Consider the following 20,178-nt stretch of genomic DNA (forward strand, 5'->3'; position numbering starts at 1 on the left):
TGCGGAGGACCGCGGCCCACTCGCCGGGCAGCCTCCCGGTCGAGAATCGGACGGAAAATACCGCACGGTTATCCGAAGGGCGCCGGAGCCCTGTCGGAATTGACCGCCGGGGAAAGCCCCCACGTCGGATCGGCAAGCGCCTCCGAGGCCCGCGGGCCGTCATCCGGAACCAGCCGTGGCAGGCTCGGGCGGGCCGTCGCACCGGACAGCTCCTGGAGCCGCCGCAACAGGACCTGCTGCTGCCGGCCCAGTACGGCGATCCGGTCGCCCAGCAGTGCGATCTCCCGCCGCAGCGCCGGCAGCTCCGCCTCCGCGTCCGCCGCCTGGTCCGCCGCCTGGCCCGGGCCCGCGTACGCCGCCGCGGCCGGCCCCGGGGCCGCCAGGGAGGGGGCGTGCCGCAGGATCTCCTCCATCCGGCCGTGCAGCGCCGGCCCCGGCTCCACGCCGAGCCCGTCCACCAGCCGACGGCGGGCGCGCTCGTACACGCCGAGCGCCTCGCCCTGCCGGCCGCACCGGTACAGGGCCAGCATCAGCAGGTCGTAGAACCGCTCCCGCAGCGGGTGGCGGGCCGTCAGCCGCTCCAGCTCCCGCACCGAGTCGGCGTGCCGGCCGCAGCGCAGCCGCGCCTCGTACAGCGTCTCCAGCGTCGTCAGCCGCAGCTCCTCCAGCCGGTCCGCCTCGCCCGCGCAGATCGCCCCGCGCGCCCCGCCGTCCAGAGCCGGACCCCGCCACAGCGCGAGCGCCGACCGCAGCAGGCCCGCCGCCCGGTCCGGTTCCCCGGCGAGGAGCGCGCGGCCCTCCGCGGACAGCAGCTGGAAGCGCTGCGCGTCGCTCGACGCGCCGCCCGGCTGCAGCAGGTAGCCCAGCGGGTGCGTGCTGATCCACTCCGCCTCGCCGCCGTCCGGGCCGGCCGGGCCCTGCGGCAGCAGCCGGCGCAGCCGCGCCACGTGCGCCTGCAGGGCGTTCGCGGCGGACGCCGGAGGGTGGCCGCCCCACAGCTCGTCGATGAGCCGGTCCGCGGCCAGCACCTCCCCGGCCCGCACGACCAGCGCGGCGAGCAGCGCCCGCTGCTTCGGGCCCGACGGCACGACCCGGGCCCCGGTCCGGCCGTCGTGGACCTCCACCGGGCCCAGGATGCGGAACTCCACCCCGCTGCCGCTGTACGCGCCGAATTCCATGCTGCCTCCTCCCGGAGATCCGGTGGGATGCGCGCAAAAACCGACCCCGGTTCGAAATCTAGCAGCTCGAACAGGCGCTGCAAGCGCCGCCGTCGGAGGCCCGCTCGACGCCCGCTCAAGAATTCCGGGACATTGTCCGGGGCCGGGCTACCGTTCCCGTTCGGAGTCTGAAAATCGATGGGACTCGACAAACAGGCGGAGGAATCCATGAAGATTCAGGTTCTGGGTCCGTTGAGTGCCGAAGTCAACGGGGCGTCGATTGTTCCGACGGCCGGCAAGCCGCGGCAGATCCTGGCGCTGCTCGCCCTGTACCCGGGCCGCGTGATGCCCGTACCCACCCTGATGGAGGAGATCTGGGGAACGAACCTGCCCCAGAGCGCGCTCACGACCCTCCAGACGTACATCCTCCAGCTGCGCAGGCGGCTGGGCACCGCCATGGGCCCCGGCACGCCGGGCAGCGCCAAGGACGTCCTCGCGACCCGGCACGGCGGGTACCTGCTCCAGGTGCAGCCGCAGTCCGTGGACGTCCACGAGTACGAGACGCTCGTCTCGGGCGGCCAGAGCGCCTTCGAGGCGGGCGACGACGAGCAGGCCGCCGACATGCTGCGCAAGGCCCTCGCCATATGGCAGGGCCCGGCCCTCGTCGACGTGCGGGTCGGCCCGATCCTGGAGATCGAGGTCATGCGGCTGGAGGAGAGCCGCCTCGTCACCGTCGAGCGGCGCATCGACGCCGACCTGCGGCTCGGCCGGCACACCGAACTCCTCGCCGAACTCGCCGAGCTGATCGCCCGGCACCCGCAGCACGAGGGCCTGCACTCGCAGGCGATGGTCGCGCTGTACCGCTCGGGCCGCCAGGCCACCGGGCTCGACGTCTACCGCAGGCTGCGCGCCCGGCTGATCGACGAGCTGGGTGTGGAGCCGTCGCCGCAGCTGCAGCGGCTGCACCAGGCGATGCTGACCGTCGACCCGGCCCTCGACGTGGTCGCGGGACCGCGCCGGGTGTCCACGTTCGACCTGTACGCCGCCTAGCGGCCCGGCGCCCGCTGCCGCTGCCGAAAGCCGCTGCCGCCCCGCTCCTGCCGTTCCTGCCGTGCCCGCCGCGCCGGGCCGCGCGCGGTGGCGGTCCAGCAGGCGCGCAGCGGGGTTCGAGCAGGTCTCCAGCGGCTTCCGCGAGGGTCGGGACGACATCGCGGAACGGGGAGGGTGGAGATGGCGGTACGACTGCACTGCTTCGCGCACGCAGGGGCCGGGGACTCCGCGTTCCGGCGCTGGAGCCGGAGCACGGGCAGCGGCGTCGACACCGTCGCCTGGCCGCTGCCCGGCCGCGACCGGCGCCGCCGCGAGCCGCGCGTCACCACCCGCGAGGCGCTCCTCGCCGACCTGGGACCGCTGTTCGAGCACATCGCCGACGAGCCCGGTGTCCCGTACGTCCTGTACGGGCACAGCCTCGGCGCGACCATCGCCTACACCGTCGCCCGCGCCCTCCGGCAGACCGGGCTGCCGCAGCCCGCGCTGCTCGCCGTCGGCGCCTGCCCGCCGCCCGGCACGCCCGCCGTGCTCGCGGCCGCCGCCGAACTGCCCGACGCCGAACTCCTCGCCGTCCTCGACCGGTACGGTGCCGCGCCGCCCGACACCCGGCCCGGCGACGTGTGGCACCGGCACGTCATGCCCGTCCTCCGCGACGACCTGCGCCTCGCCCTGGCCCTGCGCGCCGCCGCCGACGGCCCCGTCGACGTACCGCTGCTCGCCGTGGGCGGCGCCGACGACCGCCTCGCCGACGCCGGCGCGCTCGCCGCGTGGGGGGACTGGACCACCGGCCGCTTCGTGCAGCGGACCCTGCCCGGCGGCCACTTCTTCGTCCGCGACCGCGAGCTGCCGCGGCTCCTCGGCCGGGCCGCCCGCATCGTCCGGCGCAGCCGCGCACAGCAGCTGCAACAGCAACGGCAACAGCAACAGCAACATCAGCAGGAAGCGCAGCGACAGCAGCAGGATCGGGAACAGGGAGGGACGCGATGAGGCGCGTCGTCATCACCGGCATCGGAGTCGTCGCCCCCGGCCGGCCCGGCACCCGGGAGTTCTGGTCCCTGCTCACCGAGGGCCGCACCGCCACCCGCGCGATCAGCCTCTTCGACGCCACCTCCTTCCGCTCCCGCGTCGCCGCCGAGGCCGACTTCGACCCCGTCGCCCACGGCTTCACCGCCGAGGAGCGCACCCGCCTCGACCGCGCCGCCCAGTTCGCCCTCACCGCCGCCCGCGAGGCCCTCGCCGACGCGGGCGCCGCCGCCGACCCCGTCCGCACCGGCGTCACCCTCGGCAGTGCCCTCGGCTGCACCACCGGGCTCGACGCCGAGTACGGCGTCGTCAGCGAGCGCGGCACGCGCCGCCTCGTCGACCACACCAAGGCCGTCGCCCACCTGCACGACTACCTCGTGCCCAGCTCCATGGCCGCCGAAGTGGCCCGCGCCGCCGGCGCCCAGGGGCCCGTCGCGCTCGTCTCCACCGGATGCACCTCCGGCCTCGACGCGATCGGGCACGCCGTCGACCTCGTCCGCGAGGGCAGCGCCGACGTCATGCTCGCCGGCGCGACCGAAGCGCCCATCACGCCGATCACCGCGGCCTGCTTCGACGCGATCCGCGCCACCTCCACCCGCAACGACGACCCGGCGACCGCCTCCCGCCCCTTCGACGCCACCCGCAACGGCTTCGTCCTCGGCGAAGGCTGCGCCGTCCTCGTCCTGGAGGAGTACGGGCACGCCCGCCGCCGCGGCGCACACATCTACGCCGAGATCGCCGGTTTCGCCTCGCGCAGCAACGCGTACCACATGACCGGGCTGCGCCCCGACGGCGTCGAGATGGCTGCCGCCATCACCGCCGCCCTCGACGAGGCGCGCCTCGCGCCCGACCGGATCGACTACGTCAACGCGCACGGCTCCGGCACCAAGCAGAACGACAAGCACGAGACCGAGGCCTTCAAACGGGCCCTCGGACAGCACGCGTACGAGGTGCCCGTCAGCTCCATCAAGTCGATGATCGGCCACTCCCTCGGCGCCATCGGCGCGCTGGAGGTCGCCGCCTGCGCCCTCGCCATCGAGCACGACACCGTCCCGCCGACGGCGAACCTGCACGAGCCGGACCCCGCCTGCGACCTCGACTACACCCCGCTCACCGCCCGCTCGCGGCGCACCGACGCCGTCCTGACCGTCGGCAGCGGCTTCGGCGGCTTCCAGAGCGCGATGATCCTGACCGACCCCGGACTCACCCCGAAGGCCGAGGACTGACCGATGAGCACCGCAGCCACCGCCACCGCCCCCGCCGTCACCGGGATCGGCGTCGCCGCCCCCAACGGCCTCGGCCTGAAGGCCTGGTGGGCCGCCGTACTCCGCGGCGAGAGCGGCATCCGCCCGCTGACCCGCTTCGACGCCTCCCCCTACCCGGTGCGGCTTGCGGGCGAGGTCCCCGGGTTCGTCGACGAGGAGCACGTCCCGAGCCGGCTCCTCCAGCAGACCGACCGGGTCACCCGCCTGTCGCTCGCCGCCGCCAAGGAGGCCCTCGACGACGCCGGCGCCGACCCCGCCGACCTGCCCGACTACGCGGCCGGCGTCGTCACCGCCAACTCCGCCGGCGGGTTCGAGTTCGGGCAGCGCGAGCTGGAGGCGCTGTGGAGCCGCGGCGGCCGGCACGTCAGCGCCTACCAGTCCTTCGCCTGGTTCTACGCCGTCAACAGCGGCCAGATCTCCATCCGGCACGGGCTGCGCGGCGCCAGCGGCGTCATCGTCACCGAGCAGGCCGGAGGCCTGGACGCGACTGCGCACGCCCGGCGGCAGATCCGCAAGGGCGCCCACCTCGTCATCACCGGCGGCATCGACTCCTCGCTGTGCCCGTGGGGGTGGGCCGCGCACCTCGCGGGCGGCGGGCTGAGCACCGAGCCCGACCCGGCGCGCGCCTATCTGCCGTTCGACCGGGACGCGAGCGGGTACGTGGTCGGTGAGGGCGGGGCGCACCTGGTCCTGGAGGACGCCGCGCGGGCGCGGGAGCGCGGGGCGCGCGCCTACGGGGTGATCGCCGGGCACGGGGCCGCGTTCGACGGGCCTGGCAGCGGGTCCGCCGGCGGGCCTGCCGGCGGCGCTTCGGGCGGTGCCGTGAGCAGCGGCTGCCGGCTGGGCGCCGCGGCCGAGGCCGCACTCGCCGACGCCGGCATCGGACCCGGCGACGTGGACGTCGTCTTCGCCGACGCCGCCGGCGAACGCACCGCCGACCGCCGCGAAGCCGAGGCCCTCGCGGAGCTGTTCGGGCCGCGGGCCGTGCCCGTCACCGCCCCGAAGTCGATGACGGGGCGGCTCGCCGCCGGCGGATCCGCCCTCGACCTCGCCGCCGCGCTGATGGCGCTGCACGAGCAGGTCGTCCCGCCGACCACCGGAACCTCCGCCCCCGCCGACGACTGCCCCGTCGACCTCGTCACGGGCGCCCCCCGCACCGGGCTGCGGCTGCGCACGGCGCTGGTCCTGGCCCGCGGGCGCGGCGGCTTCAACTCGGCCGTCGTCGTCCGCGCCCCGGCGGCCTGAACCCCCCGGCCGCCCCTTCGTACGTCGTCAAGCCCGTCCCCACACCCCCTCGCCCACTGAACAGAGGTGTTGCATGAACCGCCTGGAGCTCAGCAGTCTGACCCGCATCCTGCGGGAGTGCGCCGGAGAGGAGGAGGGCGTCGACCTCGACGGCGACGTCCTCGACCAGTACTGGTTCGAGCTCGGCTACGACTCCCTCGCCGTGCTCCAGACCACCGGCTACATCGAGCGGGAGTTCGGCATCGTCCTCGACGGCGAGGACTTCGACGAGGCCGACACGCCCCGCCGCTACCTGGACATGGTCAACCGGGTCCTCTCGGAGCGGGCCCCCGTCTGACCGCCGGCGCCGCCTCCGGCGCCCCCGTACCGAGACGACGACGGGCGCGAGAGCCGCCGCCGGACCGCCGGGTGTCCACCCGGCCCGGTCCGGCGGCGGCTCTTCACCGTACGACGGCCGCCCGCCGGGCATCCGCCCCGCCCGGTCAGCGGAGGTCGTCGCGGGTCACCAGGCGGCGGGAGACCTGCCAGCCCGAATCCGCGCGGACCAGGGTGTCCTCCATCACGCACATCCGGTACAGCCGCGGTTCCCCGCCCCGCGGCGTCAGGTGGACCTGGGCGTACGCGCGGGTGCGGAGCGTGCCGTCCGGGGCGGGGCGGACGTCCAGCATGCCGATCCAGTGCCGCAGCCGGTCCCCGGTCGCCTCCTCCGCCTGCCGGTTGCGCCGTACGTTCGCCACCAGGCCGGCCCGGCCCCGTACGGGCTCCGGCAGCGTCGGCACGTCGAAGACCGCGTCCGCGGTGAACGTCGCCGCCCAGCCCTCCGCCTCGAACGAGTCGAACAGCTGCATCTGGCGGGCGTAGAACTGCTGGACCTGCGCGTACAGCGGGCCGAATTCGGCCGCAGGCAGCGCTGATTCGGCACGAATGCCGGATTCGGTGCGGGTGCTCATGGGATTCCCTCCGTTGGGTCACCACAGTCTTTGCGGCCCAGGTCGAGCACCCTTCGAAGCCTCCTCAAGCACTCCTCCCCAGGGTGGTGAGCGTGCCGCAGCCGCGACCGCCCCATCGGGAGCCAGCAGGAGGACGCACCATGCCGACACTCGTGTACCCGCAACTCCCCTTGGACGGCCTGCTGCGCCGCGCAGCCGTCCGGGACCCCGCCGGCTGGGCGATCCGCGCGGGCCGCGGCCGCGGGCGCGCCGGCGGGGCCGGGACCGCCACGTTCGCCGAACTCGACGCCCGCACCGACCGGATCGCCGCCTGGCTGGAGGAGGCCTGCGGCCGCCGCGGCGCCCGCATCGGCGTCGCCAACACCCTCGACGCCGGCTTCGCCGCCGCCTACTACGGGGCCGTGCGCAGCGGCAACACGGCCGTGCTGGTCAACCCGCTGCTCAAGGAGGCGGGCCTGCTGCACGTGTGCACCGCCGCCGCCGTCGAGATCGCCTTCGTGCCCACCGCGACCGCCGAGACGCTGCTGAAACTCGCCGACCGGCTGCCCGCGCTGCGCACCGTCGTCGTGACCGACGCGCCGGACGGGGTCGTCCCCGGCGACGCCCTGCCGCTGGCCGCCGTCCTGGACTCGGCCGCCGAGCGGGCCTGCCTGCCGCCGGGGCGGGCCGACCTCGACGCCGACGCATGCATCCAGTTCACCACCGGCACCACCGGCCGCCCCAAGGGCGTCCGCCTCAGCCACCGCAACCTCGTCGCGAACGCCGCACAGATCGCCGCCGCGCACCGGCTCGGCAGCGACTCCGTCACCCTCAACCACCTCCCCCTGTACCACGTGATGCACCTCAACTCGGCGGTCTTCGCCGGCTCCTTCCAGGTGCTGTGCCCCGACCCCGACCCGGTCGCCTCGCTCGCGCTGGCCGCCGAGGTGTCCGCCACGCACTACTACGGGCTCCCCGCCCGCCTGCACGCCCTCGCCGCCGACGACCGGCTCGCCGGCCCCTTCCCGGCAGGGACGAGCCTGACCGCCGTCCTGTCCGGGGGGAGCGCGCTCGCGCCGAGCGCCGCCCGCGCCCTGGAGGAGCGGCTCGGCGTGCCCGTCGTCCAGGGGTACGGGATGGCCGAGCTGTCGCCGCTCTCGCACTGCCAGGACCCGCACGACCCGAAGCCGGGCTCCGTCGGGAAGGCCGTACCGGGCACCGAGTTCCGCATCGTCCACCTGGAGACGCGGACCCCGCTCGACGTGTACGCCACCGGCGAGGTGCAGGTCCGCGGGCCGCAGGTGACGGCCGGCTACCTGGACCGGCCCTGCCCCGCCCTCGCCCCCGACGGGTGGTTCTCCACCGGGGACGTCGGCTACCGCACCGAGGACGGCTCGCTGTTCCTCGTGGACCGCCTCGGCGACGTCTTCAAGTACGACAACGAACTCGTCTCGCCGACCGCCGTCGAGCGGATCGTCGCCGCCGACCCGCGCGTCGCCGACTGCGTCGCCGCAGGCTGGCCCGACCCCGTCCACGGGGCCGTCGTCTGGCTCGGGCTCGTCCTGCGCGACGCGGCCGCGCCCGCCGCCCGCCGCCTCGACCTCGCCGACGCGGTCGTGGAGGGCGCCAACGAGCGCCTCGCCGGCTTCGAGCAGATCCGCCGCGTCGACATCCTCGACGCCGTCCCCCGCAACCACGCCGGCAAGCCCGAGCGCGCCGCCCTCCGCAAGGACATCCGGGCCCGCGCCGCCGCCGAAGCGGCCGCCGGGGCGCCCGGGGCCGCCGGGGCCGCCGCCGTTGCCGCCCCGGACGCCGCCGAGGCCGTCCTGTGACCCGCCCGAACCGCCAGACACAAGGAGCCACCGCCATGCGGACCCGGACCACCACGCCCCCGCCGCACACCACCGCCCCGCGGCACACCACCGCCCTGCGGGCCGCCACCGGCACGCCCGCCGAGCCGCCCGCCGGCCGGGCCGCCCGAATCCTCGTCGTCGGCGCGGGCCCCGTCGGCCTCACCGCCGCCCACGAACTCGCCCGCCGCGGCCTGCCCGTACGGCTCGTCGACGCCGCGCCCGGCCCCGCCGCCACCAGCCGCGCCGTCGCCGTCCACCCCCGCACCCTGGAGACGTTCGACCAGATGGGCCTGGCCGACGCCTTCCTCGCCGCCGGCCGCCGCAACCAGGCCTTCACCATGTACGCCTCCGGCCGGCGCCTCGTCCGCCTCGAAGCCGACTACGAGACGATGCCGACCCGGCACCCGTACAGCCTCGTCATCGAGCAGACCCGCACCGAGGAGCTGCTGCGCGAGGCCGTCGCCCGGCTCGGCGTCACCGTCGAATGGGGCGTCCGCCTCACCGCCCTCGACCAGGACGACACCGCCGTCCGCGCCACCCTCGAACACGCCGACGGCACCCGCGAGGAGTACGAGGTCCCCTGGCTCGTCGGCTGCGACGGCGGCCACAGCACCGTCCGCAAACAGCTCGGCCTCCCCCTGATCGGCGAATCCCGCGACACCTGGGAGCTCGCCGACGCCGCCGTCGAGACCGACCTCCCGCCCGACACCATCTACTGGGCGCACACCGGCGGCCAGGCCCTGATGATGGTCCCCTACCAGGAGGCCGGGCGGTGGCGGCTGCTCGACACCGCACCCGTACGCCGCCCCGGCGACGCCTACGACCCGGCGGACGTCGCCGCACGCTTCTCCCGCAAGCTCAGCGCCGGCCTCGGCCGCCCCGTCACCGTCGGCGAACCCGCCTGGAGCTCCGTCTTCACCTTCCAGCAGCGCATGGTCCCCCGTATGCGGGAAGGCCGCTGCTTCGTCGCCGGCGACGCCGCCCACGTCCACAGCCCCGCCTCCGGGCAGGGCATGAACACCGGCATCCAGGAGGCGTACAACCTCGGCTGGAAGCTCGCCATGGCCGACCGCGGGCAGGCCGGACCCGAGCTGCTGGCCACGTACGGCATGGAGCGCGTCCCCGTCGGGCGGGCGCTGCTCGGCTCCACCCGCAAGGCCACCTTCCTCGTCCAGTTCAAGAACCGGCTCGCCGGCGTCGCCCTGCCCGTCGTCTTCACCTTCGTCCGCAACATCACCCCACTGCGCCGGGCCATCCAGCGCAAGGTCCTCGGCGGCATGTCCGGGCTCCGCCTCGCCTACCCCGACAGCCCCCTGTCCACCCCCGTCACCGGGCCCGGCCTGCCCGCCGGGACCCGCGCCGCGGCCGCCGCCGCCCGGCACCCCGACGCCCCCGGCGCCCAGGCCCTCACCGCCGAACTCCGCGACCCCCGCTGGACCCTGCTGTGGGCCGCCGCCGGACCCGGCGAAGCCCTCCGCGTCGCCCGCGCCACCGCCGCCGAACACGCCGACTGGCTCTCCGTACGCACCGTCGGCGACACCGCCGGCCGCGGCCCCGACCCGCTGCCCGACCCCGACGGCCTGCTGCGCCGCACCCTCGCCCTCGCACCGGGCGGCTGGCTCCTCATCCGGCCCGACGGGTACGTCGCCGCCGGCGGGCCCGTCCTCGGCTGGCAGGCCCTGGAGCGGGCGCTCGCCCCGCTGGGCCGGCTCGCCGAGGTCCACGAGCTGCGCCCGTACGCCGAGGCGCGGGCGGAGGCACGGGCCGAGGCGCAGGCGGAGCAGCAGCGCCGGCAGGCCCTCCAGCAGGTGTCCGGCGGATCTCCAGCGGTCCGCGACACGGTCGAGTCCACACCACGAGTCCTGGAGGGACAGCGATGACAGCACCGACACCGGCATCGGCACCGGCACCGGCACCGGCGCGGGAGTCCCGCCGGCCGGTCGCCCTGGTCACCGGCGGCACGAGCGGCATCGGCCTCGCCGTGGCCCGCGACCTCGGCCGGCGCGGCCACCGCGTCTTCCTGTGCGCCCGTACCGCCGAGGCCGTCGAGCAGACCGTCGCCGAACTGCGAGCCGAAGGACTCGACGTCGACGGCACCGCCGCCGACGTCCGCTCCGGCGAGTCGGTCGCCGCGCTCGTCGCGGCCTGCGTCGCGCGGTTCGGACCGATCGGCGTCCTCGTCAACAACGCGGGACGCAGCGGCGGCGGGCCGACCGCCGGGATCAGCGACGAGCTCTGGTACGACGTCATCGACACCAACCTGAACGGCGTCTTCCTGCTGACGCGGGAGGTGCTGCGCAACGGCGGCCTCGCGGACGCCGCGAACGGCCGGATCATCAACATCGCCTCCACGGCCGGCAAGCAGGGCGTCCTGCTCGGCGCGCCCTACTCGGCCTCCAAGCACGCCGTCGTCGGCTTCACCAAGGCCCTCGGCAAGGAGCTCGCGCCGACGGGGGTCACCGTGAACGCCGTCTGCCCCGGGTACGTCGAGACGCCCATGGCGGAGCGGGTGCGCGCCGGGTACGCGGCGGCGTGGGGGACGACCGTCGAGGACGTGCAGGAGCAGTTCGAGGCGAAGATCCCGCTCGGCCGGTACGCGACACCCGACGAGGTCGCGGCGATGGTCGGCTACCTGACCACGGACCTGGCGGCATCGGTGACGGCGCAGGCGCTCAACGTCTGCGGCGGACTGGGGAACTTCTGATGGCGGAAAGAGGGGCGGCAGGGACCGTGACGAAGATCGCCGGCGCAGTGGGGGAGATGCACCGCACGGTGCACGACATCGAGGTCGACGCGCCGGCAGGCGTCGTCTACGGGCTCATCGCCGACCCCGTGCAGTGGCCGCTGCTCTTCCCGCCCAACGTGCACGTGGACCGCCTCGCCCACGACGGGACGCACGAGCACCTGCGGATGTGGGCCACCGCCAACGGCCAGGTCAAGACGTGGACCTCGCGCCGCGTCCTCGACGCCGGGAACCGCCGCATCGAGTTCCGGCAGGACGCCGCCGCGCCGCCGCTGAGCGAGATGACCGGCACGTGGGAGGTGGAGCCGCTGGGCGGCGACCGGTGCCGGCTGACGCTGCTGCACGACTTCCGGGTCAGCGGCGACAGCCCCGAGGACATCGCCTGGGTCGAGCGCGCCACCGACGCCAACAGCCGCGCCGAACTCGACAGCCTCGCCCGCATCGCCGGCGGGTGGGCGCTGATGGACCAGCTCGTGATGACCTTCGAGGACACCGTCCGCGTGGAGGCCCCGCCGGAGCGGGTGTACGCCTTCCTGGAGCGGGCCGACCGGTGGCCCGTACTGCTGCCGCACGTCGCGCGCCTCGACCTCACCGAGGACCCGGCCCTCCCCGGGGTGCAGCTGCTCGCGATGGACACGCTGACCGCGGACGGTTCGTCGCACACCACCGAGTCGGTGCGGGTGTGCTTCCCCGAGGAGGGCCGCATCGTCTACAAGCAGACCCGGCCGCCGGCCCTCATGTCCGCGCACACCGGCGCCTGGACGGTCGCCGGCGACGCCCACGGCTCGACGGTGACCTCCCGCCACGGCGTCGTCCTGCGGCCGGACGCCGTGACACGGGTCCTGGGCCCGACCGCCGACCTGGCGGCGGCCCGGCGCTACGTACGCGACGCGCTGGGCCGCAACAGCACGGTGACGATGACGCACGCGAAACGGGACGCGGAGGCCGCGGCGCGCGCGGCGGCGGCCCGCGCGGCGGAGCCAGCCGTGCGGGCGGCCTAACCGCGCAACGGCCGGGCGGCGTAGCCGCGCAGGGCCTGGCGGCCGGCGGCCTGCGGCTCCAAGACGGCTCCACGGGGGCTCCAGCGGATGCCGACAGACTCTGCATCAAGCGTGAGAGAGGTGTGTGATGGCTGTCCAGCGAGTGCACCGCGCGTCCTACACCATGGACGTCGCCGCGCCGGCCGGCGTGGTCTACGGGCTGGTGGCGGACACGACCCAGTGGCCGTTGTTCGTCCCCGCGAGCATTCACGTGGAGCGCCTGGACTTCGACGGCGTCCACGACCGGTTCCACATGTGGGCCACGGCGAACGGAACCGTCCGGTCCTGGCTCTCCCGCCGAACCCTCGACGCCACCCGGCACCGCATCGACTTCCGGCACGAGCTGCCCGCGGCCCCCACCACGGCCATGGGCGGCAGCTGGACGGTCGAGCCGCGCGGGCCGGGCCGCTGCCGCCTGCTCCTCGAACACGACTTCACCGTCGACGGGGACCGGGCCGCGGACGCCGCATGGGTCCGGCGGGCCACCGACACCAACAGCCGCGCGGAGCTCGCGCAGCTGAAGGAGACCGCCGAGCAGTGGAGCCGCCTGGACGACCTGCTCCTCACCTTCGAGGACTCCGTCCGCGTCGACGGCCCCGCGGACCTCGTCTACGCCTTCCTGTACGACGTCGCCGACTGGCCGCGGCTGCTGCCGCACGTCTCCCGGCTCGACGTCAGGGAGGACGAGCCGGGGGTGCAGCTGATGGCGATGGACACCCTGACCGCGGACGGCTCGGTGCACACCACGGAGTCGGTACGGGTCTGCTTCCCGCACGCCGGCCGCATCGTCTACAAGCAGACGGCCACGCCCGCGCTGATGGCCGCGCACACGGGGGAGTGGTCGGTCATCCCGGACGAGACGGGCGTCACCGCGGTCTCGCAGCACAGCGTCCTGCTGCGCGAGGAGGCGGTGGAGCGCGTACTGGGCACCGGCACGACGCCGGCACAGGCACGCGCGTACGTCCGCGAGGCGCTGGGCCGCAACAGCACGGCGACGCTGGCCCTGGCGAAGCAGCACGCGGAGACGGCGGTGCGGATGCTGTAGCGGAGGGCCAGGGCGCCCCCCCCTCGGCCGCTGCCGCCACTGTCACGGCCCCGCTGCCACCGCTGCCACCGCCGCCACCGCTGCCCCCGCCGCCCCCGCTGCCCCCGCCGCCCCCGCTGCCCCCGCCGCCCCCGCTGCCCCTGCTGCCACAGACCCGCCCGCCGCTGGTCGGCTGCCTGCCGGAACCGGCCGCAACCCCCGGCCCGCCGCTCCCTGCGGGCCGGCCCCGGACCCGCGGTACCTGCGGCCGCGGCACGGCAGGGCCCCGCCGGAACCCTTCCACCCACGCCCCCTCCGGCGGGGCTCCGCCGCCACCCCGGCGGCGCGTCAGGCCGTGTCAGCGATACGTGGCAGAGGCATGCATCATGGTCCCCTTTGCAGGCCCACGCCGAGGAGGGGTACCGATGGCAGCCGCCCTGACCGTGGTCATCGCCCCAGGTCCCGCACCGGCCCTGGACCTGCGCGGCCCACTTGACCCGGACGCCCTGGAGGCCGCGCTCGCGGCACTCCCGCCGAGCACCCACACCCTGCACCGGCACTCCGCGACCCACCACACCCTGCGCCTGGAGTCGGGCGACTGCCCGGCAGGCGCCCTCGCCGACCTGCTGACCGCCCCGCCGCCGCAGACCGCAGCTGCTGCGGACGCGGCAGTGCCGGCCGCCGCCGCACGGGACGACGAGGCAGGGCTGCCGGCGGAGCACCCCCTGCCCGCGCACGGCACCGCGTCGCGGGGGGCGGGCACAGGGGCGGGGACAACGGCGGCAGGCGCGGCAGGCGCGTTTGGTGTCGCTGGTGTGGCCAGTGCGGGCACTGCGACGGCTCGGGCCGGTGCCGCGGCCGCGCGGGCCAGGCGCGGCCGGGCCGCGGCCGTACCCCCTGCCGGGCTGCCCGCAGCCCCCCGGCAGCGGGAAGTGCTGCTCGACGCGCTCACCGCGCGGTCCGGTGCCGCGCCGCTGCACGTCGAGCAGCTGCACTGGCGCTGGTACGGGCCCCTGGACACCCGCCGCTTCCGCGACGCCTGGCGGGCGGTGGCCGCGCAGGAGCCCGTGCTGCGGGCCGCGTTCGCCGAGCACGCCGCCGACTCGGCCGCCGCCGGGCCGTGCGTCGTCGTACACCCGGAGGCCGCCCCCGACCCCGTACGCCACCCGTACGGCTCCGCCGACTGGCACTCGCTGCTCGTCGGCGAACGCCTCCGCCCCTTCGACCTGCACCGCCCCGGCCCGCTGCGCATCGCGCTGCTCGACGAGCAGGCCGGCCCCGCCGGCCCCACCCGCGTCATCCTCACCTTCCACCACGCCCTGCTCGACGGGTGGAGCGTCCGGCTGCTGCTGCGCTCCTTCTACCGCGCCTACCTCGCCGCCGGCCGCACCCGCGGCGGCGAACGCCGCCCCGACGTCCGCGACCACCTCGACTGGCTCGCCCGCCAGGACGACACCGCCCCCCGCGCCTACTGGGCCCGCGCCGTCCCCCCGGCCGACTCCCGCACCCTGCCCCCCACCGCGGCCGCCGCCGTCGTCGCGGGTCGCGGCGACCGGCCCGCCCGCACCGGGCCCGCCCGCACCGGGCACGGCCGCGCCCGTATCCGGCTGACCCCCGGCGAAGCAGTCCGGCTGCGCGAATGGGCCGCACGGCACGGCGCCGCCGAATCCACCGCGCTCGGCGCCGCCTGGGCGCTGCTGCTGCACCGCGGGACGGGCTCCGGGTTCCGGCCGTCGCCGGTCGCGTTCGCCGTCGCCGCGTCCGGGCGCGGCATCACCCTGCGCGGCGCCGCCGGCCTGCCCGCCCCGCTCCAGGGGCCGCTGCCGCTGCACGTCCGCGTCGACCCGTCGGCGCCCGTCGTTCGGCTGCTGGCGGACCTGGCCGGGGCGACGCTCGGTGCTTCCTCGTACGAATGGGTGTCGCACGGGCAGATCCACACCTGGAGCGGCCGCGGCGCCGACAGCGAACTCACCGCCTCGCTGCTCGCGTTCGACCCCCCGGCGGGCCCGCCCTTCCATCCCGGGCCGCCGGCCGCGGTGGAGGCCGAGCTCGCCGAGGAGGGCGTACAGCTGGGGCGGCCGCAGGCCGTCGACGCGTACACGGCGCTGCCGATCAGCATCCGCGCGCACCACGACTGCGAGGGCGGGCTGGTGCTGACCGCCGTGAACGACCGCACCCGCATCCCCGACGCGGAGGCCGAGGCGGCGCTCGGGCAGACCGCGCTGCTGCTGCGCGAGCTTCCGGCGGACGCCGACGGCACCACGCCCGCCAGGCAGTTCCTGCGCCTTCTCGCGGAGGCGGCCGGGCCGGCCACGCCGGCAGCCCCGCCCGCGGCCCGCGGCACCGGCCTGGTCGAGCTGCGGCCGGCCGCGCACCCCGGCGCCGGAACGGTCCTGCTCGTCCCGCCGCCCGGCGCGACCGCCGACTGCTACGCCGGCGTCGCCGACGCCTACCGCGGCCCGCAGGCCCTCGCCACCGTCGCGCCGCCCGCGGACGCCGCCGCCTGCCTGCGCGCCCTGCGGCCCGCACTCGCCGCCGGGGAACCGCTGCTCCTCGGCGGCCACTCCGGCGGCGGGCAGCTCGCGTACGAGGTCGCACGGCGCATCGGCGCGCACGGCTGGCGCCCGCCGCCCGTGGCCGTCGCCGCTTCGGCCCGCGGCCTCGCCCGCACCCTGCGCACGGCGGCACCGCACGGCCACAGCGGCTGACGACTGCTCAGACGGCGGCGGGCAGCAGCCGCTTCCGAACAAGCCCCACGACATCTTCAACGTGGTCGTTGAGGTAGAAGTGCCCGCCGTCGAACCAGTGGAACTCGGTCTCCGCGTCCGTGTGCCCGCGCCAGGCCGCCGCCTCGCGCAGCGACACCTTCGTGTCGCGCTGCCCGACCAACGCCACGATCGGGCAGCGCAGCGGCGGCCCGGGCCGGTACCGGTAGGACCGCGCGGCCTCGTAGTCGGCCCGCAGCACGGGCAGGCTCATCCGCAGCAGCCGGTCGTCCGTCAGCAGCTCGTCCGGAGTGCCGCCCAGGTCCTTCACGGTGGACAGCACCCACTCGTCGTCGCCGATGTTGTCGTACTCGCCCTCCCGGTGCGTCGACGGCGCCCGGCGGCTCGACGCGAACAGCACGAGCGGCTCGATGCCCGCCGCCTCCAGCCGCAGCGCCACCTCGAAGCCGACGGTCGCGCCGATGCTGTGCCCGAAGAACGCGAGCGGCCGGTCCGACCAGGACAGCAGCTCGGCGTACACCCGGTCCGCCATCTCCTGCACGTCCGTCACGAACGGCTCCGCCCGCCGGTCGCCCCGCCCCGGGTACTGGACGGTGAGCACCTCCAGGGCGGGGGAGAGCGCCCGCGAGAACGGGAAGAAGTAGCTGGCCGACCCCCCGGAGTGAGGCAGGCACACCAACCGCACCGCCGCCTCCGGCGCCGGATGGAACCGGCGCACCCACGCCCCGCCCGCGCTCCTCGCGCTCATCGCACCTCCCGTACGCATCCACTGGCACGGGCCAATCTCCCCACCCCGCATCGTGCCCCCTTCGAACCTCCCTTGAGCGGGGATGGCGTCGGCACAACCGGCTGCACGTTGCAGCCTGACCGTGCGGGGGTTCGACGCGAGTGGAGGGGATTGGACGGGGGTTCGAGTGAACGTCGAGCGGGTGTCGCGACGCTGGTCGTCCGTACGGACCAGCTACGGACCGGCCACGGAACAGCCCGGCCCCGCGGCTCCGTGAGGACCGAGCCCCCCGAGCCCTGTAACGAAGGAGCTGATCCACGCCGCCATGGCCACGACGACCGAGACCACCGCTGGTACCGCTGCCGCCGTCCCCGGCCCCGCCGGCACGGCGCCGGGCCGGGTCGCCGCGGTCCCCGCCGGGGCGCCCGCCGTTGCTCCCGAGGAGGCCGCCGCCCTTGCCCGCGCCGCGCGGCTCGACGCGCTGCTCGGCGACCCGCTCGACCCCGCCAACCCGCACGGCCTGGCCGAGCTCCTCGCTGCCGACACTCGCGGCGAACCCCCCGCAGCCACCGAGCAGTTGCTCACCGACGCACGCCTCGGCGCCGAGTTCGTGCCCGCCGAGTTCGGCGGCCGCCTCACCCGCGCCGACCTGCTCGCCAAAGTGCTCCGCCCCGTCTTCCGCCGCGACGTCGCCCTCGGCTTCGGCTACGGCATCACCTCGCTCTTCGGCACCGCCGCCGTCTGGGCCGCCGGCACCGAGCGGCAGCGCGCCGACACCGCCGGGCTGCTCCTGCGCGGCGGCCGCGCCTCGATCGTCCACCACGAGGTCGCCCACGCCAACGCCATCCTCCGCGACGAGTTCACCGCCACCCCCGGCCGCTCCGGCTACACCCTCAGCGGGCGCAAGGACGTCATCATGAACGCGTCCCGCTCCGCCGCCTGGGTCGTCTGGGCCCGCACCGCACCCGAACGCGGCCCCCGCAGCCACTCCGTGCTCCTCCTCGACCCCGCCGACCTCCCCGCGGGCACCGTCACCCGGCTGCCCCGCGTCCCCACCCCCGGCATGCGCGGCGGGCTGTTCTCCGGCCTGGAGTTCACCGGCGCGCCCGTCCCGTCGTCCGCCCTCGTCGGCCGGCCCGGCGAAGGCGTCGCCCTCGCGCTGCGCACCTTCCAGGTCAACCGCTGCCTGATCCCCGCCCTGGCCGTCGCCGCCGCCGACACCGTCCTGCACTCCGCCGTCCGCGCCGTCACCCCCGGCCGCGGCGGGCGCACCGTACGCCGCTGGTACAAGCCGCTCACCGGCGTCTTCGCCGACCTGCTGGCCTGCGACAGCATGGCGACGACCGCGCTGCGCGCGCTCAGCCTGCTGCCCGAGCGCAGCCACGTCCTGGCCGCCGCCGTCAAGTACGTCGTACCGGACCTGCTGCGCGAGGACCTCGAAGCCCTCGCGTCCGTCCTCGGCTCGCACGGGTACGAGCACCGCAGCCCCCAGTACGGCTCCCTCGACAAGCTGGTGCGCGACCTGCCCGTCGCCGGCCTCGGCCACACCGGGACGGCCGCCTGCCAGGCCGTCATCGTCCCGCAGCTGCGCAGCCTCGCCGAGCGGTCCTGGTTCAGCGCCGAGGAGCCGCCGCCCGCGCTGTTCCGCGCCGGCGCGCCCCTGCCCGTACTGGACTACCGGCTGCTCGGCATCGCCAGCGGCGACGACTTCCTCTCCGCCACCCTCGCCGGCACCGCCGAACGCCTCGCACCGCACCGGGCCGACGGCGGCCCCGCGAGCGACCTCGCCGCGCTCGCGGAACTCGCCGAGACCTTCGTCAACGAGCTGCGCGGGCTCCGCGCCCGCTGCCTGCGCATCCGCGAGACGCGGGAGTCGCTGACCGACCCGGCCGTCGTCACCCTCTCCGACCGGTACGCCCTCGTCCTCGCCGCGGCGAGCGTCCTCGGCGTGTGGGAGTCCCGTTCCCAGGACGGCCGCGACCCGTTCCTCGCCGACCCGGCCTGGGCCGTGCTCGCCCTGACGCGGATCGGCCGCCGCATGGGCATCCCCGTGCCGGAACTCCCCGACGGCGTCCTCGACCGGATGCTCGCCGAACTGTCCGCGCGCTACCGCGACAGCCGCAGCTGCGACCTCGACGGGCTCCCGCTCGCACGGTGACGCCCGGCGAAGCATCCGCCCGCCCGCACCGGCCCCAGAACCGCCCACAGGAGGAGCCCGCCCATGCCGGACCACCCCGCACCGGACGCGCCGCGCACCGCGACGCGCATCGCGCCGCCCGTCCACGTCCCCGGCCCGCACGGGCCGTGGGACGAGGTCCACCGCGGACTGGACCGGTACGGCAGCGCCGTCGTGTACGCGACCTGGGGAGAATGGCTGCCCGCGGCCCTCGCCGAGCCGGGCCTGCGCCCGCTGCTCGGCCGTGACTGGCAGCGCTACCGCGGCACCGCCGACGCGGCGATCCGGTACCGCTTCCTGACCTCCCGCATGATCATCAAGTACACGGCGGCTGCCGCGCTGTGCACCGGCCCCGCCGCGTTCGACCTCGCGTACAAGCTGGGCGGGCGCCCGTTCATCCGCGGGCTCGACCAGATCGACATCAGCCTGAGCCACACCGACGACCTCATCGCGGTCGGCGTCTGCCGCACCGGCCGCATCGGGGTCGACGTCGAGCCGGCCGACCGCCGCATGTCCTTCGAGCTGCTCCGCAGCCACATGTGCACCCCCGCCGAACACGCCGAGCTCGCCCGCATGTCGGGGGAGCGGCAGACCGCGGAGCTGCTGCGGCTGTGGACGCTGAAGGAGGCGTACACCAAGGCCCTCGGGCAGGGCCTCCAGCTCGGCTTCACCGAGTTCGGCTTCGGCCTGACCGGCGGCGGCCTGATCGCCCCGGACGGCACCCCGGCCGCGGGCGGGGAATGGGCGTTCGCGACGCACCCGGTCCTGGCCGACCGCTACCTGCTGAGCACGGCATGCCACGACACGGGCCTGGACACGGCCCGCGACACGGCGGTCGACACGATGCTGGACCCGGCGTTCATGGCGGCGGTGGAGGACGCCCTGGCAACGGGGTGACCCGCCTTCCAGTCAAACCCCGCTTCGCCTCCCCGCTCTACGAGCCGTTCATGTCGAAAACATCCCGTCTGATCCATTCGAGCATATTGCCGGATTCTGTGAAAGTGCTCAGAACCGCGCGCCTTCTCGCATAACATCGCAGCTCACGTAGCCTGCTCCCCGCGCACGCGGGGATGACCCCGGCACGGTGCCGCCGGCCCCGGTCCCGTCGGACTGCTCCCCGCGCACGCGGGGATGACCCCAACAACGGGCTGCGCGTCCGCGAGGAGGCGGGCTGCTCCCCGCGCACGCGGGGATGACCCTGACGGTCAGCCCGGTCGCGC

General features: G+C 75.8%; 16 protein-coding genes and 1 CRISPR repeat array (1 of these 17 only partly in view). Of the genes, 13 read left to right on the plus strand and 3 right to left on the minus strand.

What is annotated here, in order from left to right; all coding sequences use genetic code 11:
• Positions 1-68: 68 nt before the first annotated feature.
• Entirely contained in the window at positions 69-1,178 is a 1,110-nt protein-coding gene (locus C0216_RS31860; RefSeq protein ID WP_246043056.1) for an AfsR/SARP family transcriptional regulator, read from the minus strand.
• A 207-nt stretch (positions 1,179-1,385) separates the two neighbouring features.
• On the opposite strand from C0216_RS31860, the gene C0216_RS31865 reads away from it, so the two are divergent.
• From C0216_RS31865 to C0216_RS31885, 5 genes are all read left to right on the plus strand, one after another.
• The gene (locus C0216_RS31865) at positions 1,386-2,207 is read left to right on the plus strand and encodes an AfsR/SARP family transcriptional regulator (RefSeq protein ID WP_114059486.1); all 822 of its coding nucleotides are present in this window, start codon (positions 1,386-1,388) and stop codon (positions 2,205-2,207) included.
• A gap of 180 nt (positions 2,208-2,387) precedes the next feature.
• Positions 2,388-3,194 (plus strand): thioesterase II family protein, encoded by an 807-nt coding sequence (locus C0216_RS31870; protein WP_114059251.1) that lies wholly within the window; start codon positions 2,388-2,390, stop codon positions 3,192-3,194.
• The gene (locus tag C0216_RS31875) at positions 3,191-4,456 is read left to right on the plus strand and encodes a beta-ketoacyl-[acyl-carrier-protein] synthase family protein (RefSeq protein WP_114059252.1); all 1,266 of its coding nucleotides are present in this window, start codon (positions 3,191-3,193) and stop codon (positions 4,454-4,456) included. The genes C0216_RS31870 and C0216_RS31875 overlap by 4 nt, the downstream gene beginning before the upstream one ends.
• A 3-nt stretch (positions 4,457-4,459) precedes the next feature.
• Positions 4,460-5,740 carry a ketosynthase chain-length factor gene (locus C0216_RS31880; protein ID WP_114059253.1) on the plus strand — a complete coding sequence of 427 codons (1,281 nt, stop codon included), beginning with the start codon at positions 4,460-4,462 and terminating at the stop codon, positions 5,738-5,740.
• A 73-nt stretch (positions 5,741-5,813) separates the two neighbouring features.
• Entirely contained in the window at positions 5,814-6,077 is a 264-nt protein-coding gene (locus C0216_RS31885; RefSeq protein ID WP_114059254.1) for an acyl carrier protein, read from the plus strand.
• Positions 6,078-6,222: 145 nt separating this feature from the next.
• Here C0216_RS31885 and C0216_RS31890 read toward each other — a convergent pair whose 3' ends face one another.
• Positions 6,223-6,690 (minus strand): nuclear transport factor 2 family protein, encoded by a 468-nt coding sequence (locus tag C0216_RS31890; RefSeq protein WP_114059255.1) that lies wholly within the window; start codon positions 6,688-6,690, stop codon positions 6,223-6,225.
• Between the two features lie 140 nt (positions 6,691-6,830).
• Here C0216_RS31890 and C0216_RS31895 point away from each other — a divergent pair, with 140 nt between their 5' ends.
• The 6 genes from C0216_RS31895 (at position 6,831) to C0216_RS31920 (ending at position 16,037) form a co-directional block, all read left to right on the plus strand.
• Complete coding sequence (locus tag C0216_RS31895) at positions 6,831-8,501, plus strand: class I adenylate-forming enzyme family protein (RefSeq protein ID WP_114059256.1); 1,671 nt, start codon at positions 6,831-6,833, stop codon at positions 8,499-8,501.
• A 35-nt stretch (positions 8,502-8,536) separates the two neighbouring features.
• Positions 8,537-10,402, plus strand: coding sequence for an FAD-dependent oxidoreductase (locus tag C0216_RS31900; RefSeq protein WP_114059257.1), 1,866 nt, complete (start codon positions 8,537-8,539; stop codon positions 10,400-10,402).
• Positions 10,399-11,226: a 3-oxoacyl-ACP reductase FabG gene (gene fabG, locus C0216_RS31905; RefSeq protein WP_114059258.1), complete on the plus strand. Its 828-nt coding sequence runs from the start codon at positions 10,399-10,401 to the stop codon at positions 11,224-11,226. The genes C0216_RS31900 and fabG overlap by 4 nt, the downstream gene beginning before the upstream one ends.
• A 26-nt stretch (positions 11,227-11,252) precedes the next feature.
• Positions 11,253-12,266: an aromatase/cyclase gene (locus C0216_RS31910; protein WP_342777161.1), complete on the plus strand. Its 1,014-nt coding sequence runs from the start codon at positions 11,253-11,255 to the stop codon at positions 12,264-12,266.
• A 127-nt stretch (positions 12,267-12,393) separates the two neighbouring features.
• The gene (locus C0216_RS31915; protein WP_114059259.1) at positions 12,394-13,350 is read left to right on the plus strand and encodes an aromatase/cyclase; all 957 of its coding nucleotides are present in this window, start codon (positions 12,394-12,396) and stop codon (positions 13,348-13,350) included.
• A 404-nt stretch (positions 13,351-13,754) separates the two neighbouring features.
• On the plus strand, positions 13,755-16,037 hold the full coding sequence (locus C0216_RS31920; RefSeq protein ID WP_162793366.1) for a condensation domain-containing protein: 2,283 nt from the start codon (positions 13,755-13,757) through the stop codon (positions 16,035-16,037).
• Positions 16,038-16,044: 7 nt separating this feature from the next.
• Here the strand turns inward: C0216_RS31920 and C0216_RS31925 are convergent, their stop codons facing one another.
• A complete protein-coding gene (locus C0216_RS31925; RefSeq protein WP_114059261.1) occupies positions 16,045-16,803 on the minus strand; it encodes a thioesterase II family protein in 759 nt (252 codons plus the stop codon).
• 304 nt (positions 16,804-17,107) lie between these two features.
• On the opposite strand from C0216_RS31925, the gene C0216_RS31930 reads away from it, so the two are divergent.
• Both C0216_RS31930 and C0216_RS31935 read left to right on the plus strand, forming a co-directional pair.
• Entirely contained in the window at positions 17,108-18,940 is a 1,833-nt protein-coding gene (locus C0216_RS31930) for an acyl-CoA dehydrogenase (RefSeq protein ID WP_114059262.1), read from the plus strand.
• A gap of 63 nt (positions 18,941-19,003) precedes the next feature.
• Positions 19,004-19,855, plus strand: a complete 852-nt coding sequence (locus tag C0216_RS31935) for a 4'-phosphopantetheinyl transferase family protein (RefSeq protein WP_114059263.1) — start codon at positions 19,004-19,006, stop codon at positions 19,853-19,855.
• Positions 19,856-20,007: 152 nt separating this feature from the next.
• A CRISPR array of direct repeats spans positions 20,008-20,178; the repeat unit is 29 nt; unit sequence CTGCTCCCCGCGCACGCGGGGATGACCCC (it continues 591 nt past the right edge of the window).

It is taken from the genome of Streptomyces globosus, from assembly GCF_003325375.1.
Classification (GTDB): Bacteria; Actinomycetota; Actinomycetes; order Streptomycetales; family Streptomycetaceae; genus Streptomyces; species Streptomyces globosus_A.